This window comes from Kineothrix sp. MSJ-39, from assembly GCF_018917935.1.
In the GTDB taxonomy this organism is placed as follows: Bacteria; Bacillota; Clostridia; order Lachnospirales; family Lachnospiraceae; genus CAG-194.
This window is the reverse complement of the sequence record NZ_JAHLPN010000004.1, coordinates 60,361-81,632: the sequence shown is the minus strand read 5'-3', so window position 1 is coordinate 81,632 and position 21,272 is coordinate 60,361. Positions and strand designations below refer to the sequence as shown.

Sequence of the window (21,272 nt, the reverse complement as noted above, 5' to 3'; positions counted from 1 at the left end):
ATGCCAAAAAGTGAAGAGGAAAAGAGACGCAGCCGGATTTCTTCCATGAAAAGGCTGATAGTAGCGTATTTACTTTTGGGGATTCTGATTCCGATCCTGTTATGTATTTTGTTGTTCATCAAGGTGGACAGACTGCAGAAAGAGCTGGACCAGATGCAGCGGCAGATCGCATCGCAGCAAAGGGAAGGCACTATAGCACCTGAACAGGCAGATCCGGCAAATGCAGATACAGATGCCGGGCAGCAGGCAGATGGGATGCAGGCAGATAGCAGCCTTGCAAAATGGCAGACAGAAGAAACGGAACCGGACGATGGACAGAAGAGAAAGGTTTATCTGACATTTGATGATGGACCGAGCAGTAATACAGATGCCATACTGGATATTTTAAAGCAGTATGATGTGAAAGCCACTTTTTTTGTGACCGGAAAGCCGCAGGAGAGGTACCAGGCAATGTATCAGCGGATCGTAGCGGAAGGGCATACACTTGGTATGCATTCCTACAGCCACAAATATGATGAAATCTATGCTTCGGAGGAAGCCTTTGAAGAGGATCTGTCCAAATTGCAGGATTTCTTATATGATACGACCGGTGTGTGGTCGCATTTTTACAGATTTCCGGGCGGAAGCTCCAATCAGGTCAGTACGGTGGATATGCGTGAGCTTGCGGCGTATATGCAGCAGCAGGATATCTATTATCTGGACTGGAATGTGGCAAGCGGTGATGCGACCAACAAAAAGATAAAAGCACAGACACTTGTGGATAATGTGCTGACAGGCGTAGGCAAGCATCAGACCGCAGTTGTCCTTCTGCATGATGCGGCAAATAAAAATGCAACAGTGGAAGCGCTTCCTGCGATCATTGAAGGCATACAGGCAATGGAAGATACTGTTCTTTTGCCGGTCAGTGATGACATGGAACTGGTACAGCATCTGAAAATACAACAATAAACTGCGCAGCAGTAATAATAAACGGAGGAGAAAAAATGGGTTTTTTTCAGGAACTGAAAGAAGACCTGTCTCAGGCGGTCAATGAACTTTTGCCGGAAGAAGAGGCAGGACAGGAAAGTAAAAAAGAAGACGAAGATAAGGCACTGGATGATGCGCTGAAGGAAGTGCAGGAAGCGCTGGCTGCAGAAGTCGGAAATTCTGATACAGAAGAAGCCGGAAAGCAGGAAACAGAGGCAGCAGAAGAAACAGCAGAGACTGCAGAAGAAACAGCAGAGTCGGAGGCAGAGCAGACCAGCCAGACTGCTGAAGCGGAATCGGAAGATGAAGCCAAAAAGCAGAATGCCGAGGCACAGGAACCGGAAACTGTGCAGGGGGAAGAAGTTGAGGCGGCAGAACCTGCAGAAGAAACAGAAGCTGCAGAGGAAGCGGATGAAGAGCCGGAGGCAGTGATGCCACAGAAGGCAGCAGCTGAGCAGATGCAGAGCATTGCAGGTATTGTAAAGCCGGATGCAGATGAGGAAGAAGACGATTTTGCAGAGAGACAGATGCAGACACCGGAAGAAATGCTCATGCATATGGATCTGGGACAGCATACAGAAAAAGAAGAATCAGAATTGGAAAAAGAGGTAGGAAAAGCAATGGAAGAACAGAAAATGAGTTTAGAAGATACAGAAGTATTAGACGAAACAGCGATCATCACAGCAGGTATGACATTAAACGGTGATATCAGTGCAAAAGGCAATGTGGATATTCTCGGTAAGGTAAAAGGAAAAGTCGAACTGCTCGGCAAGTTAAATGTTTCCGGTACGATCGAAGGAGATTCCAAAGCTGCAGAAGTATTTGCAGACGGTGCACATATCACAGGCATGATCGTTGCGGAAGGCACAGTCAAGATCGGACAGAATTCCGTTGTGATCGGTAATGTGGCAGCTTCCAGTGCAGTGATCGCAGGTGCTGTCAAGGGTGATATTGATGTGAAGGGCCCGGTTATCTTAGATGCATCTGCCATCGTGATGGGTAATATCAAATCCAAATCCGTCCAGATCAACAACGGTGCGGTGATCGAAGGTATGTGCAGCCAGTGCTACGCAGAAGTAAATCCGACAGATTTCTTTAATGATCTGATCGCAAAATAAACCAAGGGACAAAGTGATAGGAGAAAAACAATGAAAAGAGTAATGCTGAAGCTGAGCGGTGAAGCGCTTGCAGGAGAAAAAAAGACCGGTTTTGACGAGGAGACAGTACGTGGTGTGGCACTGCAGGTAAAGCAGCTTGTCGATGACGGCGTACAGGTCGGTATTGTGATCGGCGGCGGTAATTTCTGGCGTGGACGTTCCAGTGAGAACATCGACAGAACAAAGGCAGATCAGATCGGAATGCTGGCAACTGTCATGAACTGTATTTATGTATCGGAGATCTTCAGAAGTGTCGGTATGATGACAGCGATCCTGACTCCGTTTGAATGCGGTTCCTTTACAAAGCTGTTTTCCAAGGATCGTGCCAATAAATATTTTTCCAAGAATATGGTAGTATTTTTCGCAGGTGGTACAGGACATCCTTATTTCTCAACAGATACAGGTGTTGTACTGCGTGCCATTGAAGTAGAGGCAGATGTGATCCTGCTGGCAAAAGCGATCGACGGTGTGTACGATGATGATCCGCATAAAAATCCGAATGCAAAGAAATATGATGAGGTTTCCATTGATGACGTGGTTGCACAGAATCTGCAGGTTGTTGATATGACAGCTTCCATTCTGGCAAGAGATAACAAAATGCCGATGTGGGTATTCGGTCTGAATGAAGAAAACAGCATTGTCAATACCATGAACGGTAAATTTAACGGAACAAAGGTAACAGTATAGAATAAGGGAGGATATATAAAAATGGATGCAAGAGTAAAAACATTTGAAGAAAAAATGCAGAAGACAGTTGACTTTTTAGGAGAGGATTTTATGACGATCCGTGCAGGAAGAGCCAATCCGCATGTACTCGATAAGATCAAGGTAGATTACTACGGAACACCGACCCCGCTGCAGCAGGTTGGTAATATCACAGTTCCGGAACCGAGAATGATCCAGATCGCACCATGGGAAAAATCCCTGATCAAAGAGATCGAAAAAGCAATTTTATGTTCCGATGTCGGCATTACACCATCCAACGATGGTTCTGTGATCCGTCTGGTATTCCCGGAGCTTACCGAGGAACGCCGTAAGGATCTTGTAAAAGAAGTGAAGAAAAAAGGCGAGGAAAGCAAGGTTGCAGTCCGCAATTCCAGAAGAGACGGAAATGACTCCTTCAAGAAGCTGGCAAAGGAAGATGTTTCCGAAGACGAGATCAAGATGTTAGAAGAACAGTTACAGAAAGTTACCGATAAATTCATCAAAGAAATTGATGGTATGGTAGAAGAGAAGTCAAAGGAGATCATGACTGTATAATGAGTGTACCAAATCATATCGCCATTATATTGGATGGAAACGGCAGATGGGCAAAGAGCAAGGGCATGCCACGTAATTACGGACATGTGCAGGGCAGCAAGAATGTGGAAACGGTCTGTGCTGCAGCATATGATCTTGGTGTGAAATATCTGACGGTTTATGCATTTTCCACGGAAAACTGGAACAGACCGAAGGATGAAGTGGATGCACTGATGAAGCTTCTGCATAATTATATGAAGACCTGTCTGAAAACCGCAGCAAAAAATAATATGCGTGTCCGTGTACTGGGAGATAAGACGGGGCTTGCACCGGATATCCAGAAGCGGATCGCTGAGCTTGAGGAAGCAACGAAAGACTATGACGGTCTGAATTTCCAGATTGCTTTAAATTACGGCGGGCAGGATGAGATCGTTCGTGCAGTCCGCAAGGTAATGGCAGATACCCAGAAGGGGCTTCAGCCGGAGGATATGACGATCGAAAAGTTTGCCGATTATCTGGATACCAAAGGGATCCCTGAACCGGATCTGATGATCCGTACAAGCGGAGAACAGAGGATTTCCAATTTCCTGATCTGGCAGCTTGCCTATACGGAGCTTTATTTCACACCGGTTCCGTGGCCGGCTTTCGGCAAAAAGGAACTGGAGGAAGCGATCGCAGCCTACAATCAGCGGGATCGCAGATTCGGGCTTGTAAAGGAGGAGTAATATGCTGACAAGGCTGATCAGTGGAATACTGCTTCTGATCATTCTGGCATTTGCAATGAGTAACGGGGGCATCGTTTTGTATGCCCTGACTCTTTTTATTTCACTTGTCGGATTTTCAGAGCTTGTGAAAGCAACGAATGTACGAAAAGAAGAGAAAAAGCCGTCCGGTATCGAGATCGTCGGATATCTTGGTATCGTGGCGTATTATATTGTGCGGTATCTGTCGGATTCGGATACATATGCCATGCTTGCGATCATTCTGACGATCATGGGCATGATGCTTGTGTATGTCCTGACATTCCCGAAGTTCCATGCGCAGCAGGTCATGTCGGCGGGATTTTCCTTCCTGTATTGTCCGGTGCTTCTGTCCTATATTTATATGACCAGAAATCTGACACACGGCATCTTCTTGGTATGGCTGATCTTTTCTGCTTCCTGGGGCTGTGATACGTGTGCGTATGCGTTCGGTAAGCTTTTGGGAAAACATAAGCTGGCACCGGTTCTGAGCCCGAAAAAATCAATAGAAGGTGCGGTCGGTGGTGTGGCAGGTGCTGCGCTGATCGGCTTTTTATATGCGTGGGGACTGCAGAAGGCGGGCGTGACAGCTATTTCGGACGATGCGATCTGGGCATTTCCGCTGATCTCAGGTGTCGGAGCAGTCTTAAGCCAGCTCGGTGATCTGGCAGCTTCCGGTATCAAGCGTGATCATAACATCAAGGATTATGGCAAGCTGATTCCGGGACATGGCGGCATTATGGATCGTTTTGACAGCGTGATCGTAACAGCACCGCTGATCTATTACTTATGTATCATTCTTCTGGAGCTGTAGGTGTGATCCGGAGGAAGCTGATAAAAGGAGCAGAAAGATGAAAAATATCGTTTTGCTGGGTTCCACAGGTTCGATCGGAACACAGACACTGGATGTGGTACGCAGCTATAAAGAAGATCTGCATGTGGTTGCACTGGCAGCAGGCAGCAGTGTGGAAAAGATGGAGCAGCAGATCCGTGAATTTTCGCCCTCTTATGCGGTTATGTGGTCGGAAGAGGCGGCAAAGGACTTAAAGCAGCGTGTCAGTGATCTGCAGGTGCAGGTACTGACGGGCATGGATGGTCTGCTTGCCATTTCGGTTCTGCCCGAGGCGGATGTCGTACTCACCGCGATCGTGGGAATGATCGGAATCCGTCCGACGATCGCAGCGATCGAAGCAGGCAAGGATATCGCACTTGCCAATAAAGAAACGCTTGTGACGGCGGGACATATCATTATGCCGCTTGCAAAGAAGCATGGTGTAAAGATCTTACCGGTTGACAGTGAACACAGTGCGATTTTCCAGTCTTTAAACGGAGAACCGAAGGATAAGATCAGACAGATCCTTCTGACTGCATCAGGCGGGCCTTTCCGCGGGTTTACAAAAGAACAGCTTATTAATGTAAAAGCAGCAGATGCCCTAAAGCATCCGAACTGGACGATGGGACGCAAGATCACGATCGATTCCGCGACAATGGTCAACAAAGGACTGGAAGTTATGGAAGCGGGCTGGTTATTTCACGTACCGCCGGAAAAAATAACTGTAGTAGTACAACCACAGAGTATCATACATTCTATGGTAGAGTATGTGGATGGCGCAGTGATCGCACAGCTTGGTGTACCGGATATGAAACTGCCGATCCAGTATGCACTTTTTTATCCTGACAGAAGACCGATGCAGGAAAACAACATAGATTTCTTCAAGTTGGGCAGAATTACATTTGAAGAGCCTGATATGGAAGTGTTCACGGGACTGAAGCTGGCGTATGAGGCATTCCGGGCAGGAGGCAGTATGCCGACGGTATTTAATGCAGCAAATGAAAAGGCAGTCAGTCTCTTCTTACAGGATAAGATCGGCTTTCTGGATATTGCGGAGCTGATCGGTGCATGTATGCAGAACCATCGGGTGATCGCAGATCCGACGGTGGAGCAGATCTTAGAGGCGGAAGCTGCATGCTATGACTATATTGAAAGCAGGTGTTAAAGATTGGGCATTGTCCTGTTTTTTGTCATTTTCGGCGTAGTTGTCATTGCGCATGAATTCGGACATTTTATCATTGCAAAAGCAAATGGAATTTCGGTTGTGGAATTTACAGTCGGTATGGGACCTTGTATTTTTTCTGTAAAAAAGGGCGGTACCAAATATGCGATCCGTTTACTGCCGCTTGGCGGTGCCTGTATTTTTGAGGGTGAGGATGGCATAGAACGTGATACCGAAAAAAAGGAAGCAGAAGACGCAAAGGCAGATCCGCTGCAGGATGTGCAGCAGGCGGTAGCCAATACAGAGCTTGGCAGCAAGAAGAAGCCGGGTGCATTTCCGGATGCCCCTGTGTTTGCAAGGATTGCCACTGTTCTGGCAGGACCGGTATTTAATTTTATTCTGGCGTTTCTGATGTCCACGATCATTGTTGGCAGCTACGGAACCGATCTGCCGGTTGTCCAGCAGGTTTCGGATGGCGGCGCAGCGCAGCTTGCAGGTATGCAGGACGGAGACAGGATCCTTTCCATGAACGGCAAAAAGATCCATCTGTATCGAGAGATCAGTCTTGCCTCCATGCTGAATAAAGGAGAAGATATCGCAGTCACTTATGAAAGAGACGGCAAGCAGTATGATACCGTGATAAAGCCGATTTACGACGAATCGGCAGGACGTTATTATATGGGCTTATATGGCGTAGGTTCTTATCAGAAATTCGGTATTTTCGGGACTGTAAAATACAGCCTGTATGAAGTGGGCTACTGGATCAATACAACGGTCAAGAGCCTGGAACTTCTGATCCAGGGGCAGGTTTCAAAGGATGATGTGTCCGGGCCTGTCGGTATGGCGCAGACTGTGACACAGATTTACGACCAGTCAAAGCCGGACGGTATTTATTATATCTGGTTGAATATGCTGAATTTTGCAATTCTGCTGAGTGCCAACTTAGGCGTGCTGAATCTGTTACCGTTCCCGGCGCTGGATGGCGGCAGACTGGTATTTCTTTTGGTAGAGGCAGTCAGAGGCAAGCCGGTTCCGCCGGAAAAAGAAGGTCTGGTGCATATGATCGGTATGGCGTGCCTGATGCTTTTAATGGTATTTGTACTGTATAATGATCTGACGAAGATCTTTTAATGTATCATACAGATAGAAATGAAAAGAGGATAATTATGTATCGTGATCATACAAAAGTAGTGCATATTGGAGACAGAGTGATCGGTGGCGGGAATCCGGTGCTGATCCAGTCCATGACAAATACACATACAGAGGACGTTGCGGCGACGGTAGCACAGATCCACAGACTGGAACAGGCAGGCTGCGAGATCATCCGCTGTACGGTTCCGACCGAGGAAGCTGCAAAAGCGATCAGTGAGATCAAAAAACAGATCCATATCCCGCTTGTGGCAGATATCCATTTTGATTACAAGATGGCGATCGCAGCCATGGAAAACGGAGCAGATAAGATCCGTATCAATCCGGGCAATATCGGAAGCATTGACAGAGTGAAAGCTGTTGTGGAAGTGGCAAAGGAGCGAAATATCCCAATCCGTGTCGGTGTAAACAGCGGTTCTCTGGAAAAAGATCTGGTAGAAAAATACCATGGTGTAACAGCAGAAGGCATTGTAGAAAGTGCGCTGGATAAGGTGCATATCATAGAAGATCTTGGATATGACAATCTGGTGATCAGTATCAAATCTTCTGATGTCCTGATGTGTGTGGCTGCGCATGAAAAGCTCGTAAAAGAAACCAATTATCCGCTGCATGTCGGTATCACGGAATCCGGTACGATCATGAGCGGCAATATCAAATCTTCGATCGGGCTTGGTATTTTGCTGCATGAAGGCATTGGTGATACGATCCGCGTTTCCCTGACAGGAGATCCGGTGGAAGAAGTGAAATCCGCCAAGCTGATCTTACGGACATTGGGACTGAGAAAGGGCGGTATTGAAGTCGTATCCTGCCCGACCTGCGGCAGAACGAATATTGATCTGATCGGCCTTGCAAATGCAGTGGAACAGATGGTGGCAGATATTCCGCTTGACCTGAAGGTGGCTGTTATGGGCTGCGTTGTAAACGGACCTGGAGAAGCAAAAGAAGCTGACATCGGTATTGCCGGTGGTAAAGGGGAAGGACTTCTGATCAAAAAAGGCGAAGTGATCAGAAAAGTACCGGAAGAACAGTTATTAAATACACTTCGGGAAGAATTGTTGAATTGGGGAAATGCATAATGAGTCATTCATTTATGGAAGTTTTTCCGACACTGCATCTGGAAGGGGACTGTAAAGTCTATATGGAAGATGTCAGAGTCGACAGAGTTGTGACAACAAGAGCAAGAGATCTGCTGAAGGTTTACATAAGTTGTGACAACATTATAGAAAAAGAATACATTTATAAAGTTGAAAAAGAGCTGCATAAGCAGCTTTTTTCATCCTTAGAAGGCGGAAAAGAGGGACCTGCGGTCAAGCTTTATGAAACCTTTCATCTGTCTGCGCAGTATGATGCGCCGGCTGTTTTTGGTGCGTATAAAAACAGTATGCTGCTGGAACTGAAGGAATACAGTCCGATGCTGCACAGCATGTTAAAGTCCGCAGAGCTGTCCTTTGAAGCAGATGATAAAGTCGTTCTGACGCTGGAAGATATTCCGTTGTATCATCAGAAAAGCGGAGAGCTTTTGCAGATCCTGGATAAGATCGTCTGTGAGAGATGCGGGGTACGGGCTTTCTTTGAAGTTGCATATGAAGAACCGAAGGAAAGTAAATACCGGGAAGAGGATGATATCAAGATTGCACGCAGGATTGCGGAAATCGCGGGAAACCGTGCAGCCATTTCACAGACAAGTGACAGTGAATACGTGGATATGAGCGGTGTGGACGGAAATGACTTTGATCATGTCGCAGCTCCTGTGCAGGGGGCAGAAGCAAAGCCCGCAGAACAGCCGCAAAAGCAGCAGCCGGTTCAGAAAGCAGAGCCTGCACAGTCGCCGAAAAAGGAATTTAAAAAGGAAGGCAAAAAAGAGTTCAAGAGCTTCCGCAGACAGGGCAAGCGTTCGGACAACCCGGATGTATTATATGGCTATGACGTGGAAGGTGAGATCGTTCCGATGGATCAGATCCTGGATGAAATGGGCGAAATTACGATCCGCGGAAAAGTACTTAGCGTAGAAGAACGTGAGATCCGTAATGAAAAGACGATCGTCAGCTTTTTTATCACAGACTTTACGGATACGATGAAATGCAAGATGTTCTGTCCGAATGAAGAACTTCCGAATATCCGGGAAGGTGTTAAAAAGGGAGCCTTTCTGCTTGTCAGAGGCCTTTGTGCAATGGACAGCTTTGATAAGGATCTGACGATTTCCATCAAGAGTCTGCAAAAGACAAAGGACTTTACCGTGACAAGAATGGATCACAGTGCAAAGAAGCGTGTAGAGCTGCACTGCCATACGAAAATGAGCGATATGGACGGTGTTTCCGATGTTATCGATATTGTAAAACGGGCATATAAATGGGGACATCCGGCGATCGCGATCACAGATCATGGCGTGGTACAGGCACTTGCGGATGTATTCCATACCTGGCAGGATCTGTATAAGGGTGCAAAAGCAGAAGCGGAAAAAGAAGGAAAGCAGCTTGACAGACAGGATTTCTTTAAGGTGATCTGCGGCTGTGAGATCTATCTGGTAGATGATCTGAAAAATATTGTCGTCAATCCAAAGGGACAATCCCTGATGGATTCTTTTGTCGTATTTGATATTGAAACAACCGGTTTTTCAAGTGTGACGAACCACATTATCGAGATCGGTGCGGTAAAGGTGGAAAATGGAAAGATCGTAGATCGCTTTTCGACTTATGTAAATCCACAGGAGCCGATCCCGTACCGAATCACCAAGCTGACAACGATCACGGATGCAGATGTTATGGATGCACCGACGATCGACCAGGTATTGCCGGAGTTTTTTGCCTTTTGCGAAGGCTGTGTGCTGGTAGCGCATAATGCTTCTTTTGATACGGGATTTATTAAGGAAAATGCAAGAAAACTGAATCTGCCCTATGAATATACACATGTAGATACGCTTGCCATGGCACGTGTACTGTTGCCACAGCTTGCGAAATTCACACTGGATCATGTGGCAAAGACGGTCGGTGTATCACTGGAAAATCATCATCGTGCGGTAGATGATGCGGAGGCAACGGCTGAAATCTTTGAGAAATTTATTCCGATGCTTTTGGAAAGAGGCGCACATGATCTGGATGAGGTCAATGAACTGGGCAGGACAAGTGCGGATTATGTTCGGAAAACACCATCCTATCATGCCATTGTACTGGCAAAAAACGATGTGGGACGTGTCAACTTATATAAGCTCATTTCAGCTTCCCATCTGCAGTATTTTAACAGACGGCCGAAAGTACCAAAGAGCCTGATCCTTGAAAACAGAGAGGGTCTGATCCTTGGTAGTGCCTGTGAAGCGGGAGAGCTGTACAGAGCCTTGCTGCGTGGGGCACCACAGGCGGAGATCGCCGATATCGTGAATTTCTATGATTATTTGGAAATTCAGCCAAACGGCAATAATGCATTTATGATCGATTCCGATAAGTCAGATCATGAAAACATTCATTCCATAGAAGATATTCAGGAGATCAATAAGAAGATCTGCGATCTGGGAGAGGAGTTCCACAAGCCGGTCTGTGCGACGTGTGACGTGCATTTTCTGGATCCGGAGGATGAGGTATACCGCCGTATCATCATGGCGGGAAACGGTTTCAAGGATGCGGATTCCCAGGCTCCGTTATATCTGCGTACCACGGAAGAAATGTTGGCGGAGTTTGAATATTTAGGCAGTGATAAAGCGCGGGAGGTAGTCATTGATAACACAAACCTGATCGCAGATATGGTGGATTCCATCGATCCGGTCAGACCGGATAAGTGTCCGCCAGTCATTGAAAACAGTGACCAGACGCTGACGGATATCTGTTACCGGAGAGCGCATGAGATCTATGGTGAGGTATTGCCGGACATTGTAGAAAAGCGTCTGGAAAAGGAACTGCATTCCATTATTTCCAACGGATTTGCCGTTATGTATATCATTGCGCAGAAACTGGTATGGAAGTCTGTAGAAGATGGATATCTGGTTGGATCCCGTGGTTCCGTAGGTTCGTCCTTCGTTGCCAACATGGCGGGAATCACAGAGGTTAATTCTTTAAGCCCGCATTATTATTGTAAGAAATGCCATTATTATGATTTTGATTCGCCGGAGGTTAAGGCATATGCCGGTAAGGCAGGATGTGATATGCCGGATAAGATCTGCCCGAACTGCGGTGAAAAGCTGGTCAAAGACGGTTTTGATATCCCGTTTGAAACATTCCTTGGATTTAAAGGAGATAAGGAGCCGGATATCGATCTGAATTTCTCCGGCGAATACCAGAGTAAGGCGCATAAATATACGGAAGTTATTTTCGGTTACGGACAGACATTCCGCGCCGGAACGATCGGTACGCTGGCGGAAAAGACGGCATATGGATATGTGATGAAATATTATGAGGAGCGTGGCATCCATAAACGCCGCTGCGAGATCGAACGAATTGCAGAAGGCTGTACCGGTGTCAGACGTTCAACAGGACAACATCCGGGCGGTATCGTTGTACTGCCGCTGGGCGAGGAGATCAACTCCTTTACGCCCGTACAGCATCCGGCAAATGATATGACAACAGATATCGTAACCACACATTTTGATTACCATAAGATCGACCACAACCTGTTAAAGCTGGATATTCTCGGACACGATGATCCGACCATGATCCGTATGCTGCAGGATCTGACAGGGATCGATCCGACCAAGATCCCACTGGATGATAAGGATGTTATGAGCCTGTTCCAGAATACAGATGCACTTGGTGTCAAGCCGGAGGATATTTTAGGCTGTAAGCTGGGATCACTCGGTATCCCGGAGTTCGGTACCGATTTTGCCATGCAGATGTTAATTGATACACAGCCGACCTCGTTTTCTGATCTTGTCCGTATTGCAGGGCTTTCCCATGGTACAGACGTATGGCTGGGTAATGCCCAGACGCTGATCGAGGAAGGCAAGGCGACTATTTCGACGGCAATCTGTACGCGTGATGATATCATGATCTATCTGATGCAGATGGGCGTTGAGGCAGGACTTTCCTTTACGATCATGGAAAGCGTCCGAAAGGGAAAAGGTCTGAAGGATGAATGGATTGCGACCATGAAAGAGCATAATGTACCGGACTGGTATATCTGGTCGTGCAAAAAGATCAAGTACATGTTCCCGAAAGCACATGCTGCTGCCTATGTTATGATGGCATGGCGTATCGCCTATTGTAAGGTAAACTATCCGCTTGCCTATTATGCGGCATTTTACAGCATCAGAGCGGACTGCTTCTCCTATGAACTGATGTGTCAGGGCAAGGAGCATCTGGAAGCCGTGCTGGCGGATTACAACAGAAGAAAAGACGAGCTTTCCAAGAAGGAACAGGATTCCATCCGTGATCTGCGTATCGTGCAGGAAATGTATGCGCGTGGCTTTGAGTTTATGCCAATCGATATTTATAAGGCACATTCGAGATTGTTCCAGATCATCGACGGCAAGATCATGCCATCCCTCGGCAGTATCGACGGTATGGGAGATAAAGCCGCAGAAGCCATGATGGAAGCGGCAAAGGATGGCCCGTTCTTATCCAGGGATGACCTGCGAAGCCGCAGCAAAGCACCGCAGAACGTTATCGATAAAATGAGCGAGCTGGGCCTGCTTGGCAGCCTGCCACAGTCAAACCAGTTGAGCTTATTTGACTTCATGTAATACCAGGGGCACAGACCATTCGCCACGATGTGCTTGCACAGGAGTGGCTATATGGTATGATGACCCGCTCAGACATGAGCATAAAAGCGGAGCGTAAGCTTCGCGATATGCGAATGTCTGAGAGAATTGCGGGAGTGCGGAGCACGTAGCAATTCGTGGTATTACAATAGTTCGAAGAAGTGGTTTCGCGAATAAACTGTGACGATTGGAGGGAGAATTATATGACAATCGAAATGAAAATGGATCAGAAATATGAGCAGGGGAGAAAGATTGGCAGAAGTGAGGGAATGCAACTTGGAAGAGTCGAAGGAGAACAAAACAGAGATAAAACATTAATTACCAAATGGCTGCAAAAAGGCAAAACTATCGCTGAAATTGCAGAAGATCTGGATCGGACAGAGGAGTATGTGAAAAAATTCATATAATTTTGATGGAATAAAGATTCACAAAAAGCAGGCAGATTTCTTACCTTCAGTAAGAAATCTGCCTGCTTTGTTTCCGGTAAACAGAAGGTGAGCAGCCCTTCTGTTTATGGAACAGACGGCTGAAATACAGTGGATTGTCATACCCAACGATCCGTGCGATCTCATTGATGGAATAGCCTGTTGTTTCCAAAAGCATCTGTGCATTGGTGATCCGGATGGAGGTAATATACTGCATGGGTGTCGTACCTGTGTATTTCCTGAAATTGCGGATAAACCAGCTTACACTCATCCCTTTGGAACGGGCATATTCCTCAATATGGATATCCCGGTTATACTGTTCACTGAAGTAAGCTGTAGCAAACTTCATTTCACGGTCTAAATATTCGTTTTTCATCACCTTCTTTTTGGTCATTTTCCGTTGAAAGAGGATCAATAACTGGTGCAGTAAAAACGTCAGCATTTCTTCATACTGCATGGGGCAGCGCTGCAATTCCAAAATGATCTTTTTGAAGATCTCCTCATATTCCAGAGAAGTTCCTACACCAAATACATTCTGCTGGTCTGAAAAACCATATTGCCGCAGTATATTTCGGACATCATTTCCGGTAAAGTGGATCCAGTAAACTTCTGTTTTGTCTGTACCATAGTATTCATATTTTTGAAATTCTTTCGGACGAAATAATACAACATGTCCTGCAGTAACGATCGTCTCGTTTTCCGGAGAACCAAAATGAAAGTGTGCCTGTCCGGAAGCAATATAGATCATTTGAAAATCCAGACGTCCTCTGGGGCGATAGGTTGGCAGGCGTGGATGGGAGATCAGCCGATAGGTACCGCAGCTTCCCACGATCAGAGGTCTGCTTTTATCTTTGAAATCACGAACAGAGTGATCTTTATAACCGGAATTGATGTACATGGAGTGCCTCCTGAAAAACAATGATAAATGATTTATAACTTATAGTATCATTTTGTGCATATTATGTCCATTTCTGTTTATGTACATGTAAGGAAAATAATTATATGATATCTGTATAAGAAATAGGAAAGCGACTATATACCCGGACAACTGCTGGGAGTAGCTGATAAATAAGAGACAAATCAGGACAGGAAAAAATGTATATAAAAGGAGAAAAAGGAATGATCGTGCCACATTTTTATGAAAACCCGCAGATCCTGCATGAGCACACAATGCCGGCAAGAGCCTATTTTATACCGGCGTCTGTCAGAAGAGATGATCTGATAGAACACAGAGAAAGATCGGATCGGTTTCAACTGCTGAACGGTACATGGGATTTTAGGTATTATAAAAGTATTTATGAGGTGACGGAGCCTTTTTATGCACCGGGATATGACAGAACGGCGTTCGAAAAGATAACGGTTCCGGGTATGTGGCAGATGGCAGGATATGACCGGCATCAATATACAAATATCCGATATCCGTTTCCGTTTGATCCGCCCTATGTGCCGCAGGATGATCCTTGCGGTGCTTATATCCATTCATTTTGGTATCAGAAGGATGAAAAGGCACCAAAAGCTTTTTTGAATTTTGAAGGTGTGGACAGTTGCTTTTATGTCTGGCTGAACGGCAGATATGTCGGCTACAGTCAGGTGTCTCATGCAACCAGTGAGTTTGAGGTAACTTCCTATCTGCAGGAAGGAGAAAACACACTGGCGGTTCTGGTACTGAAATGGTGCGACGGCTCCTATCTGGAAGATCAGGACAAATTCCGTATGAGTGGTATTTTTCGGGATGTGTATCTGTTAAAGCGTCCGGAAAAGGCAATCAGGGATTATCGTATCACAACAGATGTGGGAAGAGACAGTGCTGTTGTAAAGCTGGAGCTTCAGTATGATATGCCGGCAGAAACTGTAATTCGGATAGAAGATGCAAATGGAACGGTTGTAGCCAAAGGAAAGCCGGAGCAGGATGGGGAGCTCGAACTGGTTGTGCTGCATCCGATCTTATGGAATACGGAGAATCCGTATCTGTATAAGGTGATCCTGCAGACAGAGGATGAGGTGATCGTGGACAGGATCGGATTTCGGACGATTGCGATCAAAGATGCGGTTGTGTATTGCAACGGACAAAAGATCAAACTGCGCGGTGTCAATCATCATGATACGGATCCGGAAACAGGATACGTCACCAGCGTAGAACAGATCAAAAAAGATCTGACACTGATGAAGCAGCATAATTTCAATGCGATCCGGTCCAGTCATTATCCAAGCGTTCCTTATTTTTATCAGATGTGTGACAGATATGGATTTCTAGTGATCGATGAAGCAGATCTGGAAGCACATGGTCCTTATATGCTGTATCGAAAGGATGATACGGAGCAGAACAGATGCAGCCGCTGGAATGAAAAAATCGCGGATGATCCGGTCTGGGAAGCTGCAATTATGGACCGTGTGCAGCAGATGGTACAAAGAGATAAAAACCGTTTTTGCATTATCATGTGGTCAGTGGGAAATGAGAGTGCTTATGGCTGTAATTTTGAAAAGGCACTGGCGTGGACAAAGCAGAATGATCCGCAACGTCTGACACAGTATGAAAGTGCGCGTTATCGCAATTATGCGGTAACCTATCATTATGAAAATCTGGATCTGTACAGCAGGATGTATCCATCTTTGCAGGAGATAAAAGAGTATCTGGAACAGGACGGCAGAAAACCGTTTTTGCTGGTGGAATATTGTCACAGCATGGGAAACGGGCCGGGAGATCTGGAAGATTATTTTCAGATGATCCAGAAGGACGACAGAATGTGTGGCGGCTTTGTCTGGGAATGGAGTGATCATGCGGTTGCACAGGGAACGGCAAAGAACGGCAAAAAAAGATATCTGTATGGTGGCGATCACGGAGAAAGACTGCATGACGGAAATTTCTGTATGGACGGTCTTGTCTATCCGGATCGCACACCACATACCGGACTTTTGGAATACTGGAACGTATATCGACCGGCAAGAGTGCTTTCTTACGACCAGGAGAGCGGAGAACTGCTGCTTCATAATTATATGGACTTTGACGATCTGGGAGCATATGCAGAGATCTCTTATGAGCTGACAAGGGACGGGCAACTGATAGAGACCGGGAAATTACCGGCTGCTTCGATCCTGCCACATAGTGATGCGGCCATTAAACTGAAACTTCCTGTGCCCCAGACGGGACGGATTTTTCTGAAACTCATGTACAGGCTAAAAAAAGAACTGCCCCTAGTAGAACCCGGTCATCTGCTGGGCTTTGATGAGATCAGACTGACAAATCCGGATGAAAGAAATCAGAAGACCTTGGAATGGCTGGAACGAAAGGAAAGAACGGGCAGGATCACGGTGTCGGAAACAGATGCACAGGTTATTTTGCAGGCAGAGCATTTCCGGTACTGTCTGAATAAAAGAACGGGATTATTTGAATCGCTTTTGTTTGCGGACAGTCATTATCTGAACCATCCGATGGAACTTTCCATATGGAGAGCACCAACGGATAATGACGGACTGATAAAGCAGGAATGGAAAAAGGCAGGGTATGACCGGGCATATACAAGAGCCTATTCCGTTGAAGTAATCCGAAATGAACATGGGGTACTGCTGATGGAGCATATTGCAGTGGTAGCGGATGCAATGCAGAAGATCATGGATGTAGAACTGATATGGAATATTGATGAGACAGGGAAGCTGACAGCTGCGATCAAGGCGGAAAAGGATGCGGAGTTTCCGGTTCTGCCAAGGTTTGGGATCAGGCTGTTTCTGGACAGGACATTCCGGGAGGTTACGTATTTTGGCATGGGACCACAGGAAAGCTACAGCGATAAACACAGAGCAGCCAGTCATGGTATTTACCATGCAGGAGTAGAAGAACTGCACGAGGATTATGGCAGACCGCAGGAAAACGGCAGTCATTATGACTGTGATTATGTGGAAGTAACAAATGCAGCACATGGTCTGACGGTTACCAGTGAACAACCATTTTCCTTTCAGGCATCCGTATATACACAGGAGGAGCTGGAGCGGGCTGCACACAATTATGAACTGACGGAAAGTGACAGCACGGTGCTTTGTATCGATCATGCCCAGCATGGCATCGGGTCTGGCAGCTGCGGTCCGGAGGTACTGGAGAAATACAGCTTTTCAGAAACGGAATTTGCATTTGGTTTTACAATCGTTCCATTTGAAAAGAAAGACAAAAAGGAGTGAGCATATGACAACAGAAGCTATGATAGGACAGATCAAATGTGGCGCTTATGATAGCAGACTACAGGAACTTTACGTGGATGACAGTAAGCTGGAGACACAGAAAATGCGTTATATCAGGGCATTGGAAACATACAGAGAACTGTTTGGAGAAGGAGAGATCGAGATCTACAGTGCACCGGGCAGAAGTGAGATCGGCGGAAATCATACAGATCATCAGCATGGTGAAATCCTTGCCGCTTCCATCAATCTGGACGCGATCGGAATTGTGCAGAAAACGAGTGATCATAAGGCAACCGTCTGTTCTGACGGATATCCGCTTCTGACATTCATGGCAGATGATCTGCAAATGCGGGAGGCAGAAAAGGGAACAACAATTTCTCTGATCCGGGGCGTTTTAGCGGGAATGGTCAGATATGGCTACCGGACAGGCGGATTCCAGGCATATATCACAAGTGAGGTGCTGGTGGGCGCAGGGCTTTCTTCTTCCGCGGCATATGAAACTCTGCTCGGTAATATTTTATCCGGTCTTTATAATGAGATGCGTATTCCGGCAGAAGAGATCGCAATGATCGGACAATATGCGGAAAATGTTTATTTTGGAAAACCGTGCGGACTGATGGACCAGATGGCGTGTTCGGTCGGGAATCTGGTGCATGTGGATTTTGCAGAGCCGGAAAGACCGATCGTGGAAAAACTCGATTTTGACCTGAACAGATATGGGTATAGTCTGTGCATTACAGATACAAAGGGTTCTCATGCTGATCTGACGGCAGATTATGCAGCAATTCCGGCGGAAATGAAATGTGTGGCAAGGTTTTTCGGACAGGAGGTTCTGCTTGGGCTGACACAGGAAAAATTGCTTGAGAATATTGGCGCGCTGCGGGAAAAGGCCGGTGACAGAGCTGTTCTGAGAGCATTTCATTTTATCCGGGAAAATGAGAGAGTCGGACAGGAAGTAAAAGCACTGCGGGAAGGAGACTTAAGAAAATTTCTGGAACTGGTAAAGGCATCCGGCAATTCTTCCTATAAATATCTGCAAAATGTATATACACAGGATACGCAGCATCAGAATGTAGCTCTTGCACTTGCTGTCAGTGAGGACTTCCTGGGAGAGAACGGAGTCTGCAGGGTGCATGGCGGCGGATTTGCGGGCACGATCCAGGCATTTGTGAAAAATGAGGTTGTTGCCGGCTACCGGAAAAGGATGGAGCAGGTATTCGGAGAAGGTGCCTGCAATGTGCTGAAAATCCGGCAATATGGCGGCATATGTGTGACAGCGGAGTTGTGAACAGATAACCGAATATAGGAGGGAAAAGATAATGATTCAGGAATGGATCGGCGAACTTGTTACTTATGGCTTACAGAACGGACTGGTTGATCCGGCAGATGAGATCTATGTGACAAATCAACTGCTGGCATTATTTGGACTGACAGAATATACCGTACCGGCTGAAAGGAAGCTGCCGCGGAAGATTTCTCATATACTGGAGGATATGACAGAATATGGCAGGCAGATGGGAATATGGCAGACAGATACAATCACACAGAAAGACCTGATTGATACAAAAATCATGGGGCTGCTTACGCCACCGCCATCCGTTGTACGAAAACAGTTCTGGAGACTGTATAGTATATCTCCGGAAAAAGCAACAGATGCATATTACCGTTTCAGTCAGGCAACCAATTATATTCGTAAGGACAGGATTGAAAAGGATGAAAAATGGGTAGTGGATACAGAATACGGACCAATGGATATTACGATCAATCTGTCAAAACCGGAAAAGGATCCGGAAGAGATCGCAAGGGCAGGCAGGATGGTACATGCCGGATATCCGTGCTGCCTTTTGTGTAAGGAGAATGAAGGCTATGCAGGGCAGATAGCACATCCGGCAAGACAGAATCACAGGATCATTCCGGTCAATTTATGTAGCGAAACCTATTATCTGCAGTATTCTCCTTATGTATATTACAGGGAGCATTGTATCATTCTGAACGACAGACATGTACCGATGAAGATCGACAGAGCAGTCTTTGCAAAGTTGCTGGATTTTGTACGACAGTTTCCACATTACACAGCAGGATCTAATGCAGATCTGCCGATCGTCGGTGGTTCTATTTTAAGTCACGATCATTTTCAAGGCGGCAGGTATCCATTTGCAATGGCAAAGGCGGCGTATGAATTTACATGGCAGCTCAAGGCGTTTCCGGATGTCCATGCGGGAATTCTGAAATGGCCGATGTCTGTGATCCGGCTGCAGGCGGAAAAAGCGGATTCTCTTGTGCAGGCGGCGGATCGGATCCTAACGGTCTGGCGGAAATATACAGATCAGAATGCATTTATATTTAGTGAAACAGAAGGCGTGCAGCATAACACGATCACACCGATCGCCAGAAGGCGGGGACAGCTTTATGAACTGGATCTAGTACTGCGCAATAACATCACTACGGAAGACTTCCCGATGGGCGTTTTTCACCCACATGCGCAATATCATGCAATCAAAAAGGAGAATATCGGGCTGATCGAAGTTATGGGACTGGCGGTTCTGCCTGCCAGATTGCAAAAAGAAATGGCGGAGCTGGAACGCAGGATACTGGCAAAAGAGGATCTGAAAGAAAGTGAACTGACAGCAGTACATGCACAATGGGCGGAGCAGTGGATAGCAAAATATGAGATTACGGAAGAAACTATTCACGCGATTGTGCAAAAAGAGATTGGAAACGTGTTTGTAAAAGTGCTGGAATGTGCAGGTGTGTATAAAAGAACACCGGAGGGCAGAGCTGCTTTCCATAGGTTTTTGGAGAAGCTATAAAAAAATCCCGTAAGCATCGCTTACGGGATTTCCGGGTTGGGCTGTTATAAAAACAGTTAACAGCTAATAGGGGAATCGAACCCCTGATTCCGCCGTGAGAGGGCGGCGTCTTAACCGCTTGACCAATTAGCCATAAGGCGTTTTCAAAACGTCCTTGACTATAGTATTATAAATCAAATGGAATTGCAAGCATTTTTTTCAAAAAGTTGAAAATATTTTTGGAAAAGAGATAAAATCCCGCAAAAAAGTAGTTTACGAAGCGGGATTGACATGATAAAATAAAGTAATTCTTGGGGTTATCCATTAACGTGTGAGAGGGTATAGGTATGAAGAAAGAAGTATTTAATCAGATTGTAGTAGATAATATCGATTCTAAACTGATCAGTGTCATCTTAAGCAGTGGTATCAAGCTCAGCCAGGAGCTGGAGATCGAAGGTAATCGTACCACACGTACTTCGGTTAAGTTTATCAAGATTGAAGATACCTATGTCGGAATCCGTAAGCATACAGATGTGACTTACGATTATAGTGGACAGATCAGTAAAGGCGATTCCAGAAATGCAGATTTCTACATGGGCTATGATGAGATCGTGGCACTTGAGTTCTATGATGAAGTAGCCAAGCAGATCGAGGATGGCAAGGCGGCGGAAGGAAAGCATGAGATCATTTCCAAGCCAAAAGGAAAATATGCACCGAAGGAAAGCGAAAAGAAAAAATCGGTTGAAGATGAATTGTTTATCAAAACAGCCGGTGATATCTGAAAACAAAATGAGAAAGAAAATCGATAAGAAATGGGTTTTGCCCATTTCTTATTTTATGGGAACTATTCAGAGCCGTGTAAATATCACATAATATGCGGCGAATGCTCGTATTCGTGAGAATATTATGTGATATTTATAGGGCGAAGTAACCACATGAGCAAATGGAAGCATCGAAAGA

16 protein-coding genes and 1 tRNA gene are annotated in these 21,272 nt (G+C 46.0%); 15 read left to right on the top strand and 2 right to left on the bottom strand.

Going from position 1 to position 21,272, the window contains the following annotated elements:
• The 11 genes from KQI22_RS04320 (at position 1) to KQI22_RS04270 (ending at position 13,335) form a co-directional block, all read left to right on the top strand.
• Positions 1-948, top strand: a complete 948-nt coding sequence (locus KQI22_RS04320) for a polysaccharide deacetylase family protein (RefSeq protein WP_216550856.1) — start codon at positions 1-3, stop codon at positions 946-948.
• Between the two features lie 35 nt (positions 949-983).
• The gene (locus KQI22_RS13795) at positions 984-2,084 is read left to right on the top strand and encodes a polymer-forming cytoskeletal protein (RefSeq protein WP_253293505.1); all 1,101 of its coding nucleotides are present in this window, start codon (positions 984-986) and stop codon (positions 2,082-2,084) included.
• Between the two features lie 30 nt (positions 2,085-2,114).
• On the top strand, positions 2,115-2,810 hold the full coding sequence (pyrH, locus tag KQI22_RS04310) for a UMP kinase (protein WP_022005382.1): 696 nt from the start codon (positions 2,115-2,117) through the stop codon (positions 2,808-2,810).
• 21 nt (positions 2,811-2,831) lie between these two features.
• The gene (gene frr / locus KQI22_RS04305; protein WP_022005381.1) at positions 2,832-3,383 is read left to right on the top strand and encodes a ribosome recycling factor; all 552 of its coding nucleotides are present in this window, start codon (positions 2,832-2,834) and stop codon (positions 3,381-3,383) included.
• Positions 3,383-4,087 (top strand): isoprenyl transferase, encoded by a 705-nt coding sequence (locus tag KQI22_RS04300; RefSeq protein ID WP_216550855.1) that lies wholly within the window; start codon positions 3,383-3,385, stop codon positions 4,085-4,087. The genes frr and KQI22_RS04300 overlap by 1 nt, the downstream gene beginning before the upstream one ends.
• Position 4,088: 1 nt before the next feature.
• The gene (locus KQI22_RS04295; protein WP_216550854.1) at positions 4,089-4,916 is read left to right on the top strand and encodes a phosphatidate cytidylyltransferase; all 828 of its coding nucleotides are present in this window, start codon (positions 4,089-4,091) and stop codon (positions 4,914-4,916) included.
• A 37-nt stretch (positions 4,917-4,953) separates the two neighbouring features.
• Positions 4,954-6,099 carry a 1-deoxy-D-xylulose-5-phosphate reductoisomerase gene (dxr, locus tag KQI22_RS04290; protein ID WP_216550853.1) on the top strand — a complete coding sequence of 382 codons (1,146 nt, stop codon included), beginning with the start codon at positions 4,954-4,956 and terminating at the stop codon, positions 6,097-6,099.
• Positions 6,100-6,102: 3 nt separating this feature from the next.
• The gene (rseP, locus tag KQI22_RS04285; RefSeq protein WP_216550852.1) at positions 6,103-7,227 is read left to right on the top strand and encodes an RIP metalloprotease RseP; all 1,125 of its coding nucleotides are present in this window, start codon (positions 6,103-6,105) and stop codon (positions 7,225-7,227) included.
• Positions 7,228-7,262: 35 nt separating this feature from the next.
• Positions 7,263-8,321 (top strand): flavodoxin-dependent (E)-4-hydroxy-3-methylbut-2-enyl-diphosphate synthase, encoded by a 1,059-nt coding sequence (gene ispG / locus KQI22_RS04280; protein ID WP_216550851.1) that lies wholly within the window; start codon positions 7,263-7,265, stop codon positions 8,319-8,321.
• Entirely contained in the window at positions 8,321-12,910 is a 4,590-nt protein-coding gene (locus tag KQI22_RS04275; RefSeq protein WP_216550850.1) for a PolC-type DNA polymerase III, read from the top strand. Before ispG ends, KQI22_RS04275 begins: the two co-directional genes overlap by 1 nt.
• Positions 12,911-13,131: 221 nt before the next feature.
• Positions 13,132-13,335, top strand: a complete 204-nt coding sequence (locus tag KQI22_RS04270; RefSeq protein WP_216550849.1) for a hypothetical protein — start codon at positions 13,132-13,134, stop codon at positions 13,333-13,335.
• A gap of 46 nt (positions 13,336-13,381) precedes the next feature.
• Here KQI22_RS04270 and KQI22_RS04265 read toward each other — a convergent pair whose 3' ends face one another.
• Positions 13,382-14,251, bottom strand: a complete 870-nt coding sequence (locus KQI22_RS04265; protein ID WP_216550848.1) for a helix-turn-helix transcriptional regulator — start codon at positions 14,249-14,251, stop codon at positions 13,382-13,384.
• A 221-nt stretch (positions 14,252-14,472) separates the two neighbouring features.
• On the opposite strand from KQI22_RS04265, the gene KQI22_RS04260 reads away from it, so the two are divergent.
• From KQI22_RS04260 to KQI22_RS04250, 3 genes are read left to right on the top strand one after another with little or no spacing between them, the layout of a single operon-like run.
• On the top strand, positions 14,473-17,523 hold the full coding sequence (locus KQI22_RS04260) for a glycoside hydrolase family 2 TIM barrel-domain containing protein (RefSeq protein WP_216550847.1): 3,051 nt from the start codon (positions 14,473-14,475) through the stop codon (positions 17,521-17,523).
• Positions 17,524-17,527: 4 nt separating this feature from the next.
• Positions 17,528-18,811, top strand: coding sequence for a galactokinase (locus KQI22_RS04255; protein ID WP_216550846.1), 1,284 nt, complete (start codon positions 17,528-17,530; stop codon positions 18,809-18,811).
• A gap of 31 nt (positions 18,812-18,842) precedes the next feature.
• Positions 18,843-20,333 carry a UDP-glucose--hexose-1-phosphate uridylyltransferase gene (locus KQI22_RS04250; protein WP_216550845.1) on the top strand — a complete coding sequence of 497 codons (1,491 nt, stop codon included), beginning with the start codon at positions 18,843-18,845 and terminating at the stop codon, positions 20,331-20,333.
• A gap of 60 nt (positions 20,334-20,393) precedes the next feature.
• Here KQI22_RS04250 and KQI22_RS04245 read toward each other — a convergent pair.
• Positions 20,394-20,465, bottom strand: a tRNA-Glu gene (locus KQI22_RS04245).
• A gap of 194 nt (positions 20,466-20,659) precedes the next feature.
• Here KQI22_RS04245 and KQI22_RS04240 point away from each other — a divergent pair.
• Positions 20,660-21,094 (top strand): hypothetical protein, encoded by a 435-nt coding sequence (locus KQI22_RS04240; protein WP_216550844.1) that lies wholly within the window; start codon positions 20,660-20,662, stop codon positions 21,092-21,094.
• Positions 21,095-21,272: the final 178 nt, after the last annotated feature.